The sequence below is a fragment of the Geomonas agri genome (assembly GCF_020179605.1).
In the GTDB taxonomy this organism is placed as follows: Bacteria; Desulfobacterota; Desulfuromonadia; order Geobacterales; family Geobacteraceae; genus Geomonas; species Geomonas agri.
In genome coordinates this window covers 1,379,669-1,397,843 of record NZ_JAINZO010000002.1, presented here as the reverse complement: position 1 = coordinate 1,397,843, position 18,175 = coordinate 1,379,669, and the positions used below count along the sequence as shown (strand labels likewise).

The 18,175-nt window shown below is 61.9% G+C and carries 16 protein-coding genes, 1 tRNA gene and 1 other RNA gene; 2 read left to right on the top strand and 16 right to left on the bottom strand.

From position 1 onward, the window contains the following. Positions 1–9: 9 nt before the first annotated feature. The 9 genes from rsmH to K7R21_RS17425 all read right to left on the bottom strand — a co-directional run bounded on the left by rsmH (position 10) and on the right by K7R21_RS17425 (position 6,505). Positions 10–948 carry a 16S rRNA (cytosine(1402)-N(4))-methyltransferase RsmH gene (gene rsmH, locus K7R21_RS17465; protein WP_224984549.1) on the bottom strand — a complete coding sequence of 313 codons (939 nt, stop codon included), beginning with the start codon at positions 946–948 and terminating at the stop codon, positions 10–12. Then, the gene (mraZ, locus tag K7R21_RS17460) at positions 949–1,431 is read right to left on the bottom strand and encodes a division/cell wall cluster transcriptional repressor MraZ (RefSeq protein WP_224984548.1); all 483 of its coding nucleotides are present in this window, start codon (positions 1,429–1,431) and stop codon (positions 949–951) included. Positions 1,432–1,707: 276 nt separating this feature from the next. Beyond that, positions 1,708–2,034 carry a hypothetical protein gene (locus K7R21_RS17455; protein WP_224984547.1) on the bottom strand — a complete coding sequence of 109 codons (327 nt, stop codon included), beginning with the start codon at positions 2,032–2,034 and terminating at the stop codon, positions 1,708–1,710. 19 nt (positions 2,035–2,053) lie between these two features. Next, entirely contained in the window at positions 2,054–2,548 is a 495-nt protein-coding gene (locus K7R21_RS17450; protein WP_224984546.1) for a hypothetical protein, read from the bottom strand. A gap of 204 nt (positions 2,549–2,752) precedes the next feature. Next, positions 2,753–3,173: RNase P RNA component class A (gene rnpB, locus K7R21_RS17445), an RNA gene on the bottom strand. A 56-nt stretch (positions 3,174–3,229) separates the two neighbouring features. Continuing rightward, positions 3,230–3,943 (bottom strand): zinc ribbon domain-containing protein, encoded by a 714-nt coding sequence (locus tag K7R21_RS17440; protein WP_224984545.1) that lies wholly within the window; start codon positions 3,941–3,943, stop codon positions 3,230–3,232. A 46-nt stretch (positions 3,944–3,989) separates the two neighbouring features. Next, positions 3,990–5,108, bottom strand: coding sequence for a Nif3-like dinuclear metal center hexameric protein (locus tag K7R21_RS17435; RefSeq protein ID WP_224984544.1), 1,119 nt, complete (start codon positions 5,106–5,108; stop codon positions 3,990–3,992). Positions 5,109–5,228: 120 nt separating this feature from the next. Then, a tRNA-Ile gene (locus tag K7R21_RS17430) sits at positions 5,229–5,305 on the bottom strand. Positions 5,306–5,380: 75 nt separating this feature from the next. Continuing rightward, positions 5,381–6,505 (bottom strand): THUMP domain-containing class I SAM-dependent RNA methyltransferase, encoded by a 1,125-nt coding sequence (locus K7R21_RS17425; protein ID WP_224984543.1) that lies wholly within the window; start codon positions 6,503–6,505, stop codon positions 5,381–5,383. Positions 6,506–6,889: 384 nt separating this feature from the next. Between K7R21_RS17425 and K7R21_RS17420 the strand changes: the two genes are divergently transcribed. Continuing rightward, complete coding sequence (locus K7R21_RS17420; protein WP_224984542.1) at positions 6,890–8,179, top strand: sensor domain-containing diguanylate cyclase; 1,290 nt, start codon at positions 6,890–6,892, stop codon at positions 8,177–8,179. Between the two features lie 54 nt (positions 8,180–8,233). Here the strand turns inward: K7R21_RS17420 and K7R21_RS17415 are convergent, their stop codons facing one another. The 5 genes from K7R21_RS17415 to K7R21_RS17395 form a co-directional block, all read right to left on the bottom strand. Beyond that, the gene (locus tag K7R21_RS17415; RefSeq protein WP_224984541.1) at positions 8,234–9,022 is read right to left on the bottom strand and encodes an outer membrane protein assembly factor BamD; all 789 of its coding nucleotides are present in this window, start codon (positions 9,020–9,022) and stop codon (positions 8,234–8,236) included. A gap of 78 nt (positions 9,023–9,100) precedes the next feature. Further along, entirely contained in the window at positions 9,101–10,906 is a 1,806-nt protein-coding gene (gene typA / locus K7R21_RS17410) for a translational GTPase TypA (protein ID WP_224984540.1), read from the bottom strand. A gap of 103 nt (positions 10,907–11,009) precedes the next feature. After that, a complete protein-coding gene (locus K7R21_RS17405; RefSeq protein ID WP_224984539.1) occupies positions 11,010–11,738 on the bottom strand; it encodes a tetratricopeptide repeat protein in 729 nt (242 codons plus the stop codon). Between the two features lie 84 nt (positions 11,739–11,822). Continuing rightward, positions 11,823–13,322, bottom strand: a complete 1,500-nt coding sequence (locus K7R21_RS17400; RefSeq protein WP_224984538.1) for a lytic transglycosylase domain-containing protein — start codon at positions 13,320–13,322, stop codon at positions 11,823–11,825. A gap of 440 nt (positions 13,323–13,762) precedes the next feature. Continuing rightward, positions 13,763–14,899 (bottom strand): DUF362 domain-containing protein, encoded by a 1,137-nt coding sequence (locus tag K7R21_RS17395; protein ID WP_224984537.1) that lies wholly within the window; start codon positions 14,897–14,899, stop codon positions 13,763–13,765. Between the two features lie 61 nt (positions 14,900–14,960). Between K7R21_RS17395 and xerC the strand changes: the two genes are divergently transcribed. Next, entirely contained in the window at positions 14,961–15,836 is an 876-nt protein-coding gene (gene xerC, locus K7R21_RS17390; RefSeq protein WP_224984536.1) for a tyrosine recombinase XerC, read from the top strand. Here xerC and K7R21_RS20770 read toward each other — a convergent pair. Together K7R21_RS20770 and K7R21_RS17385 are read right to left on the bottom strand one after the other, a co-directional pair. Further along, on the bottom strand, positions 15,833–15,964 hold the full coding sequence (locus tag K7R21_RS20770) for a hypothetical protein (RefSeq protein WP_263630725.1): 132 nt from the start codon (positions 15,962–15,964) through the stop codon (positions 15,833–15,835). The genes xerC and K7R21_RS20770 overlap by 4 nt on opposite strands. Positions 15,965–16,082: 118 nt before the next feature. After that, positions 16,083–17,681: an acetyl-CoA hydrolase/transferase C-terminal domain-containing protein gene (locus K7R21_RS17385; RefSeq protein WP_224984535.1), complete on the bottom strand. Its 1,599-nt coding sequence runs from the start codon at positions 17,679–17,681 to the stop codon at positions 16,083–16,085. Positions 17,682–18,175: the final 494 nt, after the last annotated feature.

The window sequence follows — 18,175 nt, the reverse complement described above, 5'->3', positions numbered from 1 at the left end:
TACCTCTTGTTAAATCTTCTCAATGCCTCTAAGGCGTGCGCTGCGGGAGCGCGGATTCACATTCAGCTCTTCATCCCCCGCCTTCACCGCCTTCTTGGTCAGTACCTTGTACTGCGGCACACGGTTACAGACGCAGATCGGGAGTTCCTTGGGACAGGTGCAGCCGGCGGCGGCGTCGCGAAAGGCTTCCTTGACGATGCGGTCCTCCAGCGAGTGGAAGGAGATCACCGCGCCGCGCCCACCAGGCTTCAAGAGCTTCAACAGGTCGGCGAGCCCGTCCTCCAGGCTCTTCAACTCCTCGTTGACGGCGATCCTGAGTCCCTGGAAGGTCCGGGTTGCCGGGTGCAGCCGCTCCTCCCACTTGGCCTTGGGAATCGCCCCTTTGATGATGTCCACCAGCTGCATGGTGGTTTCGATGGGGGCCTCTACCCTCGCCTTGACGATGAAGGAGGCGATCCGCTTGGCCCAGCGCTCCTCCCCGTACTCGGCGATGATGCGGAACAGTTCCGCCTCGGAGAGGGTGTTGACCAAGTCCGCGGCGCTCGCGCCGGAGCTGCGATCCATGCGCATGTCCAGCGGTGCGTCGGCCTGGAAGCTGAAGCCCCGTTCGTCCTTGTCCAGCTGGTGGCTAGAAACCCCAAGGTCGAGTACGAAACCGTCGATGGCGTCGACCCCGATCTCGACCAAGGTGGCCGCTATCGAGGAGAAGTTTCTCTGGAAGATCCTGACCCGGTCGCCGAAAGGGGCGAGCCGTTCACGGGCCACTGCGATCGCCTCCGCATCGCGATCGAAGCCGATCAGGATGCCGTCCGGCGCGCTCGCGGTGAGGACCAGGCCGGCGTGGCCGGCGCCCCCCAGGGTGCCGTCCACGTAGATGCCGCCAGCCTTGGGGGCGACGAGTTCGAGGACCTCGTTCGGGAGTACCGATATGTGATGGAAGTCCGCCATCTACAGGCCCAGCGCCGTGAGGCCCGGTGCGTCGAGCGGGAAATTCTGTTCGTCCTGGGCACAAACCTTGGCCCAGACCGCCTGGCTGTAGATATCGATCTTTTTCTGCATGCCCACGAAGTGGAGCTCGCGCTCCAGCTGCGCGGTCTTTCTGAGGTCGGGGGGTACCAGGATGCGGCCCAGCTTGTCCGCGGTGCACTCGACGGCGGGGACCAGCACGATGCGGCGCAGCGCGGCGAGCTGGTCGACGGAGAAGCCGTAGTCGCCCCCGTCCTTGAGCCGCTCCTCGAGGGCGAGGAATTCGCTGTGGGGATAGATGACGAGACCATAGCTCATCTGCTCCCCCCCCAATCGCATCGGAATGCTCTTGGTGAGGAAGAAGCGCTCGTCGCCGAAGCTGTCGACCAGAACCTCGCGGAATTTCGCGGGAATGCTGGTGCGCCCCTTGGCGTCGATGGTCGTGTCGAACTTCCCTCTGAACATGATTCCCTCGGCACTCGTTGCCACTTTATACCACTACATACCACTTTCGTGCACGAACTATACGGGAGGCCACCTTTGATGTCAAGGCAAAATTAGCGGCAAATAGGGAATTTTTGGGAGGTTTTCCAGTGGGTTAAGCGGGGGGACGCGAGCCGGTGGCAAGAAGTGGTAAAAGCCAGGAGTGAACTGGGGTAAATTAAAATGTTCAGCGAAGCGAGGAGGTGAAAACGCGGCGGGCGGGGTCTTGGAGACCCCGCCCGGAACGATGCAACATTATTAATTCTTTTTCCTGTCAAAGAGGGAAACCACGTTCCCCTTCTTCTGGGCCCCCTCGTTATCCACCGGTGCCACCGGCTTCTGGGGCGGCTCCGGCGACACCACCTTCTCGAGCATGACCGGTGTCCCCGACATGGTGAAGGGGGCGCCGTTCACCTGGCTCTCGTCTAGGATCCAGTGGTAAACCTGGAGCGGCACGGTGAGCACCAGGAGTTTCACCTGCCACCAGCCGGGCTTCATGTCCGGGGCGATGTCCTCAATCCTTGCGTAGAAGCTGGGCTTGTTGTCGATGTGCGTCAGCACGATGTCGTTGATGGTTGTCGTCATGGTCACTTCTCCTGTGGGGTCAAAGCAGGGACCCGGCCATGCTCCCCGCCGGAAACAGGGCGCGAATTTCGGTGTAGCGGGCGGAAAGCTCCTGCTCCATTTGGTAAAAGCGGGCGACTTCGTCCCGCGGCAGCTGATCTTCGATGAGGTCGCAGTTGAAGGTGATGCAGTTGAAGGGACGGTAGCCGGCCGGGATCAGGCACTCCGGCTCCCCCAGGAATGGGCAGAGTCCGTTGTCGAAGCGCGGCGCAAAGAGCGGCTTGGCAGTGGCGAGGTAGACCAGGAGATCGACTGCGCTGAAGTGGTACTTACCTTTGGCGCAGCAGGCGCCGCCGCAGGCGGCGCAATGGCTGGCGGCGTCCGCCTGCGAGACTAGCCGCTGCATCGCCTGCTTGTGCGCCACCATTGCGGTGGCCAGCGCCTCCAAGTCCCGCCGGACGGGAACGGGGAGCTGCTGAAACGCAGCCGTCACCCTGCTCACCGCCTCCTGCCATACATGATCCCAACCAGCCACACCAACCTCGTGCAATAAAAAAACGCCGTCCGGAGCGACCGGAAGGCGGGTCTAAAAACCGTTTTGTAACGCAAAGACGCAAAGACGCAGAGACTATGCAAAAACGAGGAACAGCTAGACTTGTAGCCGTCAAAGTTCCCGCTTTCCTTTGCGGCTTGGCGGCGCTGCGTTCAAATACGTTCTCTAACTTTTGTGGTGTTAATTGGCCGAAGCAGACCGTAAGCCGGGTTCTGTCCCCGCAACCGGTTACCCGGAGGCGGGTGATAGTCATTCATCTAGGAGTGCCGTTGCCGACACCCTCAAGCAACCAACCCGGAAGCACGGACGGGCCGTCCTTGGCGCTTCCCTATTTGGTCTTGCTCCTGGTGGGGTTTACCTGGCATCCGACGTCACCGCCGAACCCGGTGAGCTCTTACCTCACCCTTTCACCCTTACCCCCCTTCGCCGAGGCTTCGGGGGGCAAGCCCCTTTAGCTACGGGTCCGAAAGGCGGACTTCTCTCTGTGGCACTATCCCTAGGGTTGCCCCCGCTGGACGTTATCCAGCACCATGCCCTGTGGAGCCCGGACTTTCCTCCCTCCACCTTCGTCAAAGACGAGGTGAACGGCGACCATCTGGTCTGCTCCGGCCAAACCTTAAACACCAGATTAAGGTTGAGAAAAACCTCAACCTTAACCTATCGCTACTCGACTTCCTGCTTCATGATCAGGATACGCTGGCAGTGCGGGCAGGTGAGCACGTCGTCGGCGCGGAACAAGGTGTTGTAGAGCTGCGGCGGCAGGTGCATGTTGCACCCCATGCAGTTCCCTTCCTTGGCCTCTACCACGGCAACCCCCCTGCGCTGGTCGCGCAGCCGGCTGTAACGCTTCATCACGGAGGCCGGGATGATCTTCACCGTCTCCTCACGAGTGGCGGCATCTTTGGCGATCCCCCCTTCCAGCGCCTCCACCTTCTGCTGCACCTCGGCCTGCTGCGCGGCAACGTTGCCTTCCAGCTCGACGAGGTCAGCTTCGCGCTGGGCGATGTCGGCGTTGATCTCCTCGATGGCGTTGATCTTCTGCAGGATCTGCTCCTCCAGTTCGGCGATCAGCTTCTTCGCGCCGGAAATCTCCTTGGAGACGGCTTGGTACTCCTTCTGGGTCTTGATCTCCTTGAGATGCGACTCGGAACGGTTGATGTTGTCGTTCTCGGAAGCGAGATTGGCCTCAAGGGCTCCCTTCTCCTCCTCGAGTGCGCTCACCTCCTCGCGTCGCGCCGCGATCTTCTCACGCGCTTCCGCAAGCTTCGCATCCAGCGCCTGGGACTCGCTCACCAGCTGCGCCTTCTCGCCGTCCAGCCCGTCGATCCTGAGATCGATCTCCTGCAATTCGTATAACGCCTTCAGTTTGTTACGCAAAATCCGCCTCCCCAACTACCTTTTTATGTTCTAAAGAGCAGAGGTCTTACCAGAAGCTGAAAGGCTCCTGCTCCCCTTGGTATTCAACTACTTCCGCCTCGAAGCGGCGTGCCGCGAGGACTTGTTTCAACTGCGCGCCGAGCCCCTCTACCATGAGCCGCTCGGTGGCGAAATGCCCGGCGTCGAGCAGTGCCACCCCGAGGGCCTCGGCCTCGCGCGCCTCGTGGTATTTCACGTCCCCGGTAACCAGGATATCGGCGCCCTTGCGCGCGGCATCGTGCAACAGCGATACGCCGGATCCACCGCAGACCGCCACTTTCTTCACCTGGCGCTCCGGATCGCCCACCAGCCGCACACCTGCCGCACCCAGACGCTCCCGGACCTCCGTTGCGAAGTCTGCCGCCGCCACCGGGGCGGCCAGCGTACCGATGCGTCCCAGCCCGCGCGGCGGGCCCTGGTTCAGTACCGGGTACAGGTCGTAGGCGGGCTCTTCGTAGGGGTGCGCCCCTTTCAAGGCGGTCACGGCGGCGCCGATGCGCTCTTTCAGGACCAGGAACTCGAGCCTGCTCTCCGGCTCCACGTGCCCCGCCCCCACCTCGCCCACGAACGGCTTGGCGCCGGCCAGCGGGGTAAAGCGCCCGGTCCCTTCAATCTGGTAGGAACAGTCGCGGTAGTTGCCGATCAGGGGCATGAAGGGGGAGAGCGCGGAGAGAAGCTTCTCCTCGAATCCGCGCGGCGCGAACAGCACCATCTTGACGTACTCCTCGCCACCGGTGATCTTCAAAGGCTGCGCGCCTTGGAGCCCCAGGCGGCCAGCCAGAAGGTCGTTGACGCCCCCTTGGGCGATATCGAGGTTGGTGTGCAGGGAGATGATAGCGAGGTCGTGCTTGAGGGCGAGGATGGCAAGACGGCCGGTTTCGTCGGCGGCGGTGATCTTTTTGAGCGGGGAGAAGATGAACGGGTGATGCGTGACCAGCAGCTGGCAGCGGGCCTCGATGGCGGCCTCGACGGCGGGGCGGCCGGGATCGAGCGCTACCATGATCCGGGAAACCGGGACGACTGGGTCGCCAAGCTGCAGCCCCACGTTGTCCCAGGATTCAGCGAAGTGAATTGGGGCAATTTTCCCAGTTATTCCAACTAGATCTGAAAGTCTCGGAGTTATCATCACGCTCAAAAGAAAAAGAGTGCAACCGCTTGGTGTGCACTCTCTCTCCCCACAAAAAGTGTATTTTTTCGTCTGACCAGGTGCTTTAAGGGCATCCCCACATCATCCTAATTTGTAAGGTGGTGGGCCCACCAGGACTCGAACCTGGGACCGACCGGTTATGAGCCGGTAGCTCTAACCAACTGAGCTATAGGCCCGAAAAGCGAAATTAAAACATATAGTAAAAGGATTAGCGTGTCAAGCTTCTATTTTAATGACAGAAGCTGCGGTTCCTAATACATCTCGTACTTGAGCAGGCGGCACTCGATGGGGCCGTTGTAGAGCACTATCCTGCGGGTGGCCTTCAGGCCAACCGACTTGGCCAGCTCCAGGTTGCCGGTGAAGAGGTAGGCGGTGTACCCCTTGCAGCGCTGTTTCAGGGTGTCGCCGATCTCCTTGTAGAGCGGGCGCAGCGCCTCCTGCTCGCCGAGCCTCTTGCCGTAGGGAGGGTTGAGGATCAGCACCCCCGGCCCGGGAGGAGGTGTCAGCTCGGCCATGGGGAGCCGGCCCAGCACCAGGTGCTCCAGAACACCGGCGCGCTTCGCGTTTTGAGCCGCCATGCCCACCGCGGAGTGTGACAGATCGGTCCCTTGCACCGGCGCGGGGAGCCGGTCCAGCATGCCCGCACGCGCCTCGGCGGTGATGCGGTCCCAGAGCGCCCGGTCGAACCCCTGCCAGCGCTGGAACCCGAAACCGCGATTCAACCCCGGCGGGATGCGCAGGGCCTTGAGCGCCGCCTCGATGGCAATGGTCCCGGTGCCGCACATGGGGTCGACCAGCGGGGTGCTGCCGTCCCAACCGGAGAATTCCACCAGCGCCGCGGCCAGGTTCTCCTTGAGCGGCGCCTCGTGCCGGTCCAGGCGATAGCCGCGCCGGTCCAGCGGTTCCCCGGAGAGGTCGAGGCTCAGGGTGCAGCGGTTCTTGAACAGGCGCACGTTGACGCGCAGGTCCGGGTCCTTGGTGTCCACGCTGGGGCGGCTGCCGTAGTGGTCGCGCAGCGCATCGACGATGGCGTCCTTGGTCTTCAGCGCCACGAAGCCGGAATGGGTCAGCGCGGAGTCCCTCAGGTTGCAGTCAACCGCGAGGGTGAGCGCCGGGGTCAGGAAGCGCTCCCAGGAGATGCCCCGCACACCGTTGTACAGCTGTTCCGGGCTCTCACAGGGGAACTCGGCCAGTGTCATCAGCACGCGGCTTGCCGTGCGCAGCCAGAGGTTGGCCCGATAGGCAGCCTCCATCCCCCCGCCAAAGCGGGCGCCGCCGCTCTCGGCGCTTACCTCCGGAATGCCCAACCGCACCAACTCGGCCGCCAGCGCCTCTTCCACCCCTTTGGCGGTGGTCGCGAAAAAAAACTGCTTCATCCTCTCTCCTTAAAAAAGCCGACGGCGCACCCTGTCATGAGAGGTGCCGCGCCGCCCCCTTCGCGGGGGCCGTGCCTTTGCCACTCACCTTCATGAGGACTATACACGCTGCGGCTGCGGCACCGCAACGGCAAAGCACAAATTAATATTGATCACCCATTGCACTGATTAGAAGATAATGATAAAAAATTAATTTCTTCAGTTGCCGGAGCCACCTGCCGATACATGTTTTCATGAACGCGACGCTGGCCTGCGTTTGCGGCCGGGCTGCCGCCGCGGCGGCCTTTTCCCGCCCCGGCACGCGGCTTGCCTTCGCGTCGGCGTGGATTACAATGTTCCGGTGTCCGGTGCCACAACCCCCTGTTTTATCGGAGAAAATAGCACATGAAGAGACTGTTAAGAGTCCTGATCGTCGAGGATGCCCCTGACGATGCCCAGCTGATCGTGATCCAGCTTGAGCAGGGGGGATTCGACGTCCATTTCCAGCGGGTGGATAGCGCTCAGGGCCTGACCGAGGCACTTGCTGTGTCCCCGTGGGACGTCATCATCTGCGACTACGTGATGCCCGGCTTCAGCGGACTGAAAGCTCTGCAGATACTCAAGGAACACGGCTGTGACATCCCCTTCCTGATGATATCGGGAAAGGTCGGCGAGGAGGCCGCCGCGGCCGCCATTCGTGCCGGGGCCGACGATTTCGTCCTCAAGGGGAACCTGACCAGGCTTGTGCCGGCGGTGCAGCGTTCCATTGCCGAGGCCGCCCTGCGCCAGCAAAGCCGCCGCCACGAACAGGAGCTCAAGGAGAAGCTGGAATTCATCCAGGTGCTCATCGATACTCTGCCCACCCCGATCTTCTACAACGACCCCAACGGCCTCTACCTGGGTTGCAACAAGGCCTTCGAGGAGCAGATCGGCGTCAAGCCCGGCGACCATGTCAACAAGAGCATCTACGAGATCCTCCCCCCGGACCTGGCCGCCCTCTACAACCGCGGCGAGGAGACGGCGGAGAACGGGGTCGGCCCGCGCAGCTTCGAGGGGACCATCACCTGCGCCGACGGCGAGCGCAGGGACATGATCTTTTACAGCGCCACCTTCAAGAACTCCGGGAGCAGTTCCGGAGGGGTGGTGGGGGCGCTGCTGGACATCTCAGAACGCAAGCAGGCCGAGTTGAAGCTGCGCTACCTGAGTAGCCACGACATCCTGACCGGCATCTACAACCGGGCCTACTTCGACGAGGAGCTCGAGCGGCTCAGCAAGGGGCGCAAGTTCCCGGTCAGCATCGTCATGGTCGACGTGGACCGGCTGAAGGAGGTCAACGACCAGCAAGGGCACGCAGCCGGCGACGACTTGCTCAGGCATGCGGCCGAAGTGCTCAAAAACGCCTTCCGGCGCGAGGACGTGGTTGCGCGCGTGGGCGGTGACGAGTTTGCCGCCCTCCTGCCCAACACCGACGAGTCCACCCTGCACGAGGCGATGGAGCGGCTCCAGGCCCAGCTGGCACAGAGCAATCACGAGCACCCCGCACTCCACTTGAGCCTCTCCATTGGGGCCGCCACCGCCCACGACGGTGAGGAGCTGATGGCCTCTTGGCGCCTGGCGGACCAGCGCATGTACCGCCAAAAGAAAGGGCGCAAAAACAGCAACGCCGGCAGCAGACAGCACCAGTTGGTGGCCTAGAGCCGGCGGACAGCAGTAAAGGCGCGCGTCCCGACATCGGGGCGCGCGCCTTTTTTATTTATCGGCGTCCTTAAAGATGATCATGGGAAGCTCGTCCTTACCCACGGATGGCCTCGATTCCTCCCCCCGCGCACGACGCACCTGCACCGGATATTCTGCATCGAGCCTCTTCTGCACTTCCTCAGCATGGGCGGTATCGCCCGACTTACGATAGGCCTGCTCGAGGTAGAACAGGGTGTCGGCCAGCCTAGGCTGTCCGGGGAAGCGCTGCAGCGCCTCGTTCAGGCGCTTGATCGCCGAGGGGTATTTCTTGGTGCGCAGGTAGAAGTGGCCGACGTAATTCTCATAGGCGAGCTGCTTGTCGCGGCAGTCGGCCAGCTTGGCCTTGGCGTCGGCCGCGTACTCCGAGCCGGGGTACTGGGCCAAGAACATCTCCAGGTAGTGCACCGCGTTCTTCACTGCGGTCTGGTCGGTATCGATGCCGGTGATCTGGTTGTAATTGGCCAGCCCCAGGCGGTACAGCGCGTAGGGCGCCTTTTCGTTGGTGGGGTGGAGCTTGCGGAAATCCTCGTAGGCGGCGGCCGCCTCGATGAAGGCGCCGTTGTCGAAGTGGGCATCAGCTATCTTCAACTCGGCCTGCGCGCTCAACTCCAGGTTGCTGTAGCTTTCTTTCACCTTCTTGAACTGGGCGATGGCATCCTCGTAGTGCTTGGAAGCGTAGGCGGCCTCACCTTCCTTGAAGTATGTCTCGGCGCTCTTCACCGGGGCAGGGGCCGAAGCGCAGGCGCCCAGGAGGGTTAGCAGGGAGCAAAGGCCCAGGAAACGCAGGGTTCGAGAGTGCATGGATGCCTCCTTGAGATGCGGTGAGTTCATAAAAAGCCCCCGCAGCCGACGATGTCACGGCTGCGGGGGCTGATGGTATCAGGCCCGGCCGGCGCGCTTGCGCTTGGTGGGGTCGAGCTCCTTCTTGCGCAGACGGATGGAAACCGGCGTCACCTCGACCAGTTCGTCCTCGTCGATGAACTCGAGCGCCTGCTCCAGGGTAAGAACGCGCGGCGGGGTGAGCTTGATGGCGTCGTCGCTGCCCGAGGCGCGCACGTTGGTGAGCTTCTTCCCCTTGCAGGGGTTGACCTCGAGGTCGTTGTCCTTGGCGTGCTGGCCGATGATCATGCCGCCGTACACCTCGACGCCGGCGCCGAGGAAGAGGATGCCGCGCGGCTGCAGCGCGTCCAGAGAATAGGCGGTGGTCTCACCCTGCTCCATGGCGATCAGGACGCCGTTCTTTCTCCCCGGGATCTCGCCCTTGTACGGAGCGTAGTCGTGGAAGGTGTGGGTGATCACCGCGGTGCCGCGGGTCTCGGTCAGGAACTCGCCCCTGATACCGATCAGGCCACGGGCCGGGACGATGAACTCAAGGCGCACGGTCTCGCCCATCGGATTCATGGCGACCATCTCCCCTTTACGGGGTCCCATGCGCTCGATGATGGCCCCCTGGTACTCGGCGGGGACGTCCACCACCAGGTACTCCATCGGCTCGTGGCGCACGCCCTCGACCATGCGCATGATGACCTCCGGCTTCGAGACGGCCATCTCGAAACCTTCGCGGCGCATGTTCTCGATCAGGATGGAAAGGTGCAGTTCGCCGCGGCCGGAAACCTGGAAGGTGTCGGCGTTGGCGGTGTTGGCGACCCTGAGCGACACGTTGGTGCGCAGTTCGCGGTCCAGGCGCTCGCGGATGTTCCTCGAGGTGACCAGCTTACCCTCGCGCCCGGCGAAGGGGGAGGAGTTGACGATGAAGTTCATGGACAGGGTCGGCTCGTCGATGGCGACGTAAGGCAGCGGCATCGGGTTGTCGGCCGCGGCCAGGGTTTCGCCGATGCCCACCTCGGTGAAGCCCGCGATGGTGACGATGTCGCCGGTGAAGGCTTCCGGGATCTCGACCTGCTTCAGCCCCTCGTAACCAAGGAGCTTGGTGACGCGCCCCTTGGAGATGGTGCCGTCGCGCTTAATGAGGGCCACGGTCTCCCCGGCGCTCACCTTGCCGTTGAAGATCTTGCCGGTGGCGATGCGGCCGATGTAGTCGTTGTAGTCGATGTTGGTGACCAGGAGCTGGAACGGCGCGTCCGGGTTCCCCTCGGGGGGATGCACGTTGTCCTTGATCAGTTCGAACAGGGGCTCCATGTTCTCGCTGGGGTGGTCCATCTCGCGCATCGCGTAGCCCATCTTGGCGCTGGTGTAGCAGATGGCGAAGTCGAGCTGGGCGTCGGAGGCCTGCAGTTCGCAGAACAGGTCGAAGACCATGTCGACGACTTCGGAGGGGCGGGCGCCGGGGCGGTCCACCTTGTTGATGACCACGATGGGCTTCAGGCCCAGGTCGAGCGACTTCTTGAGCACGAAGCGGGTCTGCGGCATGGGGCCGTCGAGTGCGTCGACGAGCAGCAGCACGGAATCGACCATCTTGAGCACGCGCTCAACTTCGCCGCCGAAGTCGGCGTGTCCCGGGGTGTCAACGATGTTGATCTTGTAGTCGCCGTGGTGGATGGAGAGGTTCTTGGCGAGGATGGTGATGCCGCGCTCCTTCTCCAGGTCGTTGGAATCCATCACGCGCTCGGTGATCGCCTCGTTTTCCCTGAAAACACCAGACTGCTTCAACATGGCATCGACCAGGGTGGTTTTACCGTGGTCGACGTGGGCGATAATGGCGATGTTTCTGATCTTCTCCTGCATGCTTTACTGCTCCTTTTCTTGGCTCGGCTCAAATAAAAAGACGAGCAGAGAAGCCCGTCTTAAAAAACAGCCCAATATGGCATTTTTGAGATATCTTTACAAGCTATTTTCTGATAATTCGGCGCTTTCCGCCCATGGCCGCCATCTGCTGCTTCTGGATGGTCGCCATGCTTTCCAGGTGGAACTGCAGCCACATCTCTCCGTACCCCTTCATCTTCATCTTCTTCCCTTCGCGCAAAAGCTCGAGGTTCTGCTTCAGGTTCTCATCCCCGGGGAGCTTCGCTACGCCCTTGGCCACGATCTCGCAGGCCTTGACGTTCTCGCCGATCTCGTTGAGGCAGTAGCCGTAGAGGGCGTATAGGAGCGACTCTTTCGGGCTCGCCATGAGCGCCTTGTCGAAGGTTTCCTTCATCTTGTCGTGCTTGTTCTTCTTCATGTAGGTGACACCGAGCATCCCCATGGTGACCCAGTTCTTGAAGAAGCCCTTCTCCAGGTACGGGAACGCGGTGGCGAACTCGCGCCGCACGAAGTAGACCATGCCGATGGCGGAGTTGATCTGGCTCTCCACGTAGATCTGCCACTTGCCGTAAGGCAGCGCCGCCTTCAGGTCGCGGATCCCCTTCTCGAAGCGCTGGGCCTGGATATCCTTCATGGCCGGTTCCATGATGGCTTCGAGCTTCTTGGTGATGATGCGGGAGATGATCAAAAAGCTCGCCATGAAGACGATCATGGCGCCCAGGAGCGCCGCCCACCAGTACGAGGTACCGGCGGCGAGAATGACGACGAGGAAAACTGCGATTGCTGCGCCTGCGGAAATGAGAAGGTTGTACATCGGTTGATTTATCCTTTCGTGGTGCGGGTCACGTGATTTGTGTCGATACGCTGATGCTGTAAAGAGGCGGAGCGATTGACGGGGCTAGCCTTCGTCCTTGGTGCCTTTCTTCTCCTGGTACTTTGCGACGATGATGCGCTTGCCGGGCTTCAGGGCCACCCGGGTCTTCAGGTTGTTCCATGCGGAGAGAAGCCTCGCCGTTACGTTGAACCTCTTGGCGAGCGAGGCGAGGGTATCGCCCTTTTTGACGGTGTAGTACTTGTGTAACTCCTTGGGCTCCGCCTCGGCCTTGGCCACGTGGGTCGGGGTCTCGACCTTCGCCTCGGCCTTGGCTTCCACCTTCGCTTCAGCTGCCACCGGGTGCGTTTCGGCACGCGCCGAAGCTACCTGTACCGGGATGGTCAGGACACGACCGGCAAGCTTCACCTTCTTCTTGCCCAGGTTGTTCAATTCGGCGATGGTCTGCTGGCTGGTGTTGAAGCGCCGGGCGATGGAGGCCAGGGTGTCGCGCTTCTTGGCCCGGTACTGCACGTTCCTGACCCGTTCGACGTAGCGCTCCGACTCGGGGATCTTGGCGTACTCGGTGAGACAGGTGGCACCGGCGCCCTTGGGGACCTTGAGTTGGTATCCCGGGTAGTCCGGCGGCGTGGTGGCGCGGCGCAGTTCCGGGTTCAGCTCCTTGATGTTCTGCAGGGGAACGCCGCAGGCCTTGGCCATCACGTCCAGGTCGGTGCGGGACGGGATCGGCACCTGGTCGAACTCGATCGGCGGGAGGTAGGCGACGTCGGCGAAGCCGAACTTGGCGGGTTCCTTGGCGATGATGGCGGCGGCAAGCAGCTTGGGGACGTAGTCCTTGGTCTCGCGGGCCAGGTAGCTCCCCTTGGAGATCTCCCAGAAGTCGCGGGTGTTGTACATGTTGATGGCGCGCAGGATCTTGTTCTCACCGGCGTTGTACCCCGCCGCGGCCAGGTACCAGTCGTTGTTGAACAGCGCGTAGAGTTCCTTAAGATAGAGCGCGGCAGCGACGGTGGCTTTGAGCGGATCGCGCCGCTCGTCGATCCAGGGGTTGATCCTGAGTGCGTAGCGCTTGCCGGTCGCCGGCATGAACTGCCAGGGGCCGACGGCGCTCGCCACGGAAACGGCATGGGGGATGAACCCGCTCTCGATCATGGCCAGGTAGACCAAGTCCTCGGGGAGTCCTTCCTTCTTGAGCACCGTCTTCATCATCGGGATGTAGCGCTCGCTCCTGGAGAGCCACTTGGCGAAAAAGCCGCGGCCGGAGCCCTGGAAGTAGCGGGTGAAGTATTCGACCTTGGAGTTGAAGGTAAGGGGGATGTCGGAATCCGGCAGATCCATCTCCGGCAGTTTCAGTTCGAAGTCATCGGGGTCGGCAGCGGCAAGGTCTTCGTTGCCGGGAAAATCGGCGGAGGTAAGGCCGAGGCCCTTGGAAAGGGCGAGGTCAGCCGAGGCGAGTTGCTGGGTCTGATGCTCCTTGCGTCCGAAATCCAGGGTAGGGTCTCCGGGCGCGGCAAGGGCGAAGCAGGGAGTCAGAAGAGCAAGTATGACGAGGGTAACTTTAAGCATTCAATACCTATTTTGGGGTGACGGCACGCGTACGCACAGGTGCGCAGAATAGCGGAATTTAGCACAGTTGTCAATTCAAACGGGTTTTGAAGAAATGTAGACGCAGGGGCGAGAGCTGTTGCGGGGCTGCCCCACGTCCCTACCGGGCGCATCGGGCGATGCGGGGGCGAACTTTAGCTGACCAAGATTTCCGTGGTTAAAACGAAAAAGCCCCCCGTGGTCAACGGGGGGCTTTTTTCATGGAGAGCCCGCCACGGTCAGGCGACGGGCCAACTAGGGCAACCTTCCTTGCAGTGGGTTACCGGACGGATCATAAAGAAGTTAGTCCACATGGTGCGATCTCCTTTTCCCTGGTTGGATTTGCATCCCTCGCTGTGTGGTTCCCGGAGGATGGGTGAAAATATAATTGCCCCCCCTGCCATTGTCAACCGACCCCACAGCTACAAAGAGCGGCCGGTTTTCTTCATCAGCCAAAGCAGCCAGCCGTCCTTGAGAGTCAGCGCCGCGTGCGGACAGAGTTCACGGCAGCAGAAGCAGCGGATGCAGCGCTGGTAGTCGAAGCGGAGCCTCCCCCCCTTAACCCGTATTGCAGCCGGTGGACACGCCTTGACGCAAACGCTGCAGAGCTCGCATTTGTCCAGCGCGACCTCGGGGCGAGAGGTGAACTGGTTTCGGAGCCGGTTCTTCAAGAAGCCCGGGAGCCCGAACTGGACGTCGGAAAGATGGGGGAGCCGCAGCGGGCGCTCCAGCACCTGGTCGGGGTCCGGCCCCAGCACCGCGACCTCCTCGGGGTTGGAGCCGGGGAGCCCCATGCGCCGGGCGGCGTTTTCCAGGTAGAGCAGTTGCCGCGGGATGCCTGCCACCCTTGCGGCGACCTGGTCCACGGCGACCGCGTTGTCTCCGGCCAAGAGCACGCCGACCTGGCAGGGGTCGCCGCTACCGGGACCGTCACCTTCCATGGCCACGACGGCGTCGACGATGTTAAGGTCCGGTTCGCGCAGCCGGTACAGTTCGATGAGCATGTTGGCAAAGAGTTCCTTGTCGGCCCCGGCCTTGAGATGCCAAGCCGCCTTGGCGGTCCCCACCACGGCCCCGAACAGGTTCTTCACACAACAAGTCATGGTCATCATTTCGTGGGTTTTCAACTTGGGGAGATTGATCAGCCGGTCCGCCTCGAGGTACGGGCGCGCCAGCTGGAACTCTTTGAAGGTGCCCGCACCGGCGACAGGAATCGATGCGGTGAAGGGAACGAACTCGGCCCCGGTCTCCTCGACGACAGCCATCATGCCCGAACGCTCGGCGACTCGACGGCCGCTCCCCACCCCCGGCGAGTCCCCTACCAGCGGCACCCCACCGACTCGGCGCACCTCCAGGATCACCGCGCGCAGCAGCTCCGGATGTGTCGTCACCGCCGCCTCGGGTGGCTTCGCCGAAAGGAGATTGGGTTTGATCAGCACCCGTTCGCCCGGCTTGACGTAGCGCTCCATCCCGCCCAACGGTTCCAGGAGCCGGGCCACCCCTTCCCTCATCTGTTCGCGCCCGTAATCCGAAACCCGCTCCAGCGCTACCTGGTACATCACATCCTCCGCTTCAAAAGCTGTTGTAAAGGGGCATCGCCCTGAGGTAGATTCACATACCATGAAACGCGCCATCGAGCAATTCTGCGCTTACCTGGAGACCGAGCGCAACGTCTCCCCCCACACGCTCGCCGCCTACAAAAGCGACCTGGAGCAATTCGCCTCCTTCCTGGAAGGGCGCAGTGAGCCACGCCCTGAGGCCGTCGATCACCTGGCCATCAGGCAGCACCTGGCGCAGTTGCACAAGGGACACGCCAAGAGTTCCATCGGCCGCAAGCTCTCGGCGATCCGGGCACTGTTTCGCTTCCTGCTCCGGGAAGGACGCCTGGAGAAAAACCCCGCCGAGTTGGTCAGCACGCCCAAGAAAGAGAAGCGCCTCCCCTTCCACCTGAACATCGACCAAGTGAGCGCGCTGGTGCAGGCGCCGGCCGGGTCGAGCCTGCCGCTTCGGGACCGGGCGGTACTGGAAACGCTCTATTCCTGCGGCATCAGGGTGAGCGAGTTGACGGGGATGAACGTGGGGGACCTCGATCTCACCGACGGGGTGGCGCGGGTCATGGGCAAGGGGGGCAAGGAGCGCATCGTGCCGGTGGGCTCCTTCGCCCGGCAGGCCCTCGCCGCCTACCTCGCCGAGCGCGGCGAGTCCGCGCCGTCCGAGCCGCTCATCTTGAACAGCCGAGGCAAAAGGATCAACCGGCGCAGCGTCACGCGCATCGTGGACAACCACATGCTGCTCATCGCCGCCATGCGCAAGGTTTCCCCGCACACGTTGCGCCACACCTTTGCCACCCACCTGTTGGAAGGGGGCGCCGACTTGAGGGCAATCCAGGAGCTTCTGGGGCACGCCTCGCTCTCCACTACCCAGAAGTACACCCACGTCAGCATCGACAAGCTGATGGAGGTCTACGACAAAGCCCACCCCAAGGCCCGCGGCTAGCCCGCCGCCCGGCATCCCAGCCACCCTTCCCAGCCACCCTTCCCAGCCACCCTTCCCAGCCACCCTTCCCAGCCACCCTTCCCAGCCACCCTTCCCAGCCATCCCAACTCAGCCAGCAGTTCTCCCACTCAGCCAGCAGTTCTCCCACTCAGCCTGCCGTCTTCCCACTCTTCCGGCCACGCCGGCCCAACAAAAAAAGGCCCCGCCATTGCCGGCGGGGCCTTTTTACTGCTTTGCTGCGCTCGATTAGTCTTCGCAGAGGTCGATCTTCACATCCCAGTTCTTGAGCTTCATGGTGCCGTTCTTCTCAAGGTTGAGGTGCATCTTGAATGCGCGATCCCACAGCTGCGGCTCGTGGCCGACCTTCCTCGCCAGGCAGTCTTTCTCTGCGATGTTGAGGTACTCGGTGAGCTGTGCTTTGTAATCCGGGTGGGCGCACTTCTCGATGATCTTCCTGGCGCGATCCTTCGGAGCCAGACCACGCAGGTCGGCGAGACCCTGCTCGGTGATGACGCAGTCGAGGTCGTGCTCGGTGTGGTCGATGTGCGAGCAGTGCGGCACGACGCAGGAGATACCGGTCGGGTCGGTCTTGCTCGGACGGGAAGACGGGGTGTGCATCATCTTCAGGAAGCCGTTCCTGAGGAAGTCGCCAGAACCGCCGAGGCCGTTGATCATGCGGGTACCGCCGACCAGGGTGGAGTTGGCGTGCGCGAAGATGTCGATCTCGACCGGGGTGTTCATAGCGATGCAACCCAGACGGCGGATCGGCTCCGGTGCGTTGGAGATGGAGAGCGGACGCAGGGTGATCTTGTCGAAGTACTTGTCCATGTTCTCGAAGAAGCGCGGGAAGCCCGGGCTAGCGGAGAGGGACAGGGAGCAGGAGGACGCCGCGTCGAGCTTGCCGGAGTCGAACAGGTCGAGCATGGTGTCCTGGAGTACCTCGGTGTAGACGGTCAGGTTGGTGAAGGGGCCTTTGGCCAGGCCGCCGATAACGGCGTTGGCGATGGAGCCGACGCCCGACTGGATCGGGAGCAGGTTCTTCGGCAGACGGCCGGCTTTCACCTCGGCGGTGAAGAAGTCGATGATGTGGTTCGCAATCGCCTCGGAGGTGTCATCCTGCTCGGCGAAGGCACGACCCTGGTCGCGCAGCTTGGACTCGACCACGGCCACGACCTTGCTCGGATCGCAGGGGATCGAGGTGGAACCGATCCTCTCGCCGGCGTGGGTGATGCCGAAGATCTGGCGGTTCGGCGGGGTGAGCGGGGTCAGCAGGTCATGGATACCTTCGAAGGAAGGCTGTCCGGTGTTCACCTCGAGGATGATCTTGTCGCAGATCATCAGGATTTCCGGGATGACGCCGCAGGAAGAGGTCGGCACCAGGGAGCCGTCTTCTTTGATGGCGGAAACTTCGATGATGGCGAGGTCGAGCTTGCCGCTCTCGGAGTCCTTGGTGTAGAAGCCGTAGCCCAGGTCCTGTGCGAACAGGGAGAGGTGCTTGTCACCCATGCGGATGCGGCCGGCGTTGATGCCCGCTGCGATGTTCTTGCCGGTCTGGTACGGCCAGCGGCGGTCGATCATGTCCAGAGTCGCCCAGCGGTCTTCGGTCTCGGCACCGACGGAAGCGCCGATGAAGAGGTTGAACTTGAGCTTGCCCTGCAGGTTGTTCTTCTCGACGTGGTCAGCCAGGGCGATGGGCACCACTTTCGGATAACCGGCCGGGGTAAAACCGGACCAACCAAGGTTCATCCCGTTCTTAAAGAACTCGATGGTCTGCTCGGGAGCCATGACCTTGTTCAAAAGTTGTTTGCATTGTACCCGGTCTTGAAGTGTGCCGTACTCGGACATATCTGCCTCCTGTTTTGTTTTGATGTTTACGACCAAATCAGCGTAAAGCTGACAAATTACATGAGTTTTACCGCGGCCCCGGACCGGCCAAACGTCTTATCCAATGCGGATTTACCGGGATTTTGGGAAAAATTAGAACCGGATTCTACTTAAGGGCGGCCTTGGAGTCAACTAAAAACCCCCTTTGGCTACCGATGGGCTCTGCCGCCGCGCTTCAGCCCCTATTGTAGGGGGTCGAGCGGGCAGCACGGCAATGTATACAGTATGCAATCTAATCTGAACTTGCCGTTCACGTCAAGAATAAAAAGTTGTTTCGTGTCTTCGCAGCCCCCGGCGGGCGACAACCACAGACGTTTATTCTGTTAAATTGGGTATTTTCATAAAGGGGACGGCGTTGAGCACTGATAGAATTTTTCTTTTCTATTCTGCCCGTCTATGGGACGGCGCCGTGGTGGCGCGGGACAGGCAGGCGGCTGTGGGGGCGGCCGGGGAAT

Excerpts from the sequence above, each read along its gene's own strand:
- rsmH (WP_224984549.1), bottom strand. The coding sequence starts at position 948 with ATGGCGGACTTCCATCACATATCGGTACTCCCGAACGAGGTCCTCGAA.
- mraZ (WP_224984548.1), bottom strand. The coding sequence starts at position 1,431 with ATGTTCAGAGGGAAGTTCGACACGACCATCGACGCCAAGGGGCGCACC.
- K7R21_RS17455 (WP_224984547.1), bottom strand. The coding sequence starts at position 2,034 with ATGACGACAACCATCAACGACATCGTGCTGACGCACATCGACAACAAG.
- K7R21_RS17435 (WP_224984544.1), bottom strand. The coding sequence starts at position 5,108 with ATGATAACTCCGAGACTTTCAGATCTAGTTGGAATAACTGGGAAAATT.
- K7R21_RS17425 (WP_224984543.1), bottom strand. The coding sequence starts at position 6,505 with ATGAAGCAGTTTTTTTTCGCGACCACCGCCAAAGGGGTGGAAGAGGCG.
- K7R21_RS17420 (WP_224984542.1), top strand. The coding sequence starts at position 6,890 with ATGAAGAGACTGTTAAGAGTCCTGATCGTCGAGGATGCCCCTGACGAT.
- K7R21_RS17415 (WP_224984541.1), bottom strand. The coding sequence starts at position 9,022 with ATGCACTCTCGAACCCTGCGTTTCCTGGGCCTTTGCTCCCTGCTAACC.
- typA (WP_224984540.1), bottom strand. The coding sequence starts at position 10,906 with ATGCAGGAGAAGATCAGAAACATCGCCATTATCGCCCACGTCGACCAC.
- K7R21_RS17405 (WP_224984539.1), bottom strand. The coding sequence starts at position 11,738 with ATGTACAACCTTCTCATTTCCGCAGGCGCAGCAATCGCAGTTTTCCTC.
- K7R21_RS17400 (WP_224984538.1), bottom strand. The coding sequence starts at position 13,322 with ATGCTTAAAGTTACCCTCGTCATACTTGCTCTTCTGACTCCCTGCTTC.
- K7R21_RS17395 (WP_224984537.1), bottom strand. The coding sequence starts at position 14,899 with ATGTACCAGGTAGCGCTGGAGCGGGTTTCGGATTACGGGCGCGAACAG.
- xerC (WP_224984536.1), top strand. The coding sequence starts at position 14,961 with ATGAAACGCGCCATCGAGCAATTCTGCGCTTACCTGGAGACCGAGCGC.
- K7R21_RS17385 (WP_224984535.1), bottom strand. The coding sequence starts at position 17,681 with ATGTCCGAGTACGGCACACTTCAAGACCGGGTACAATGCAAACAACTT.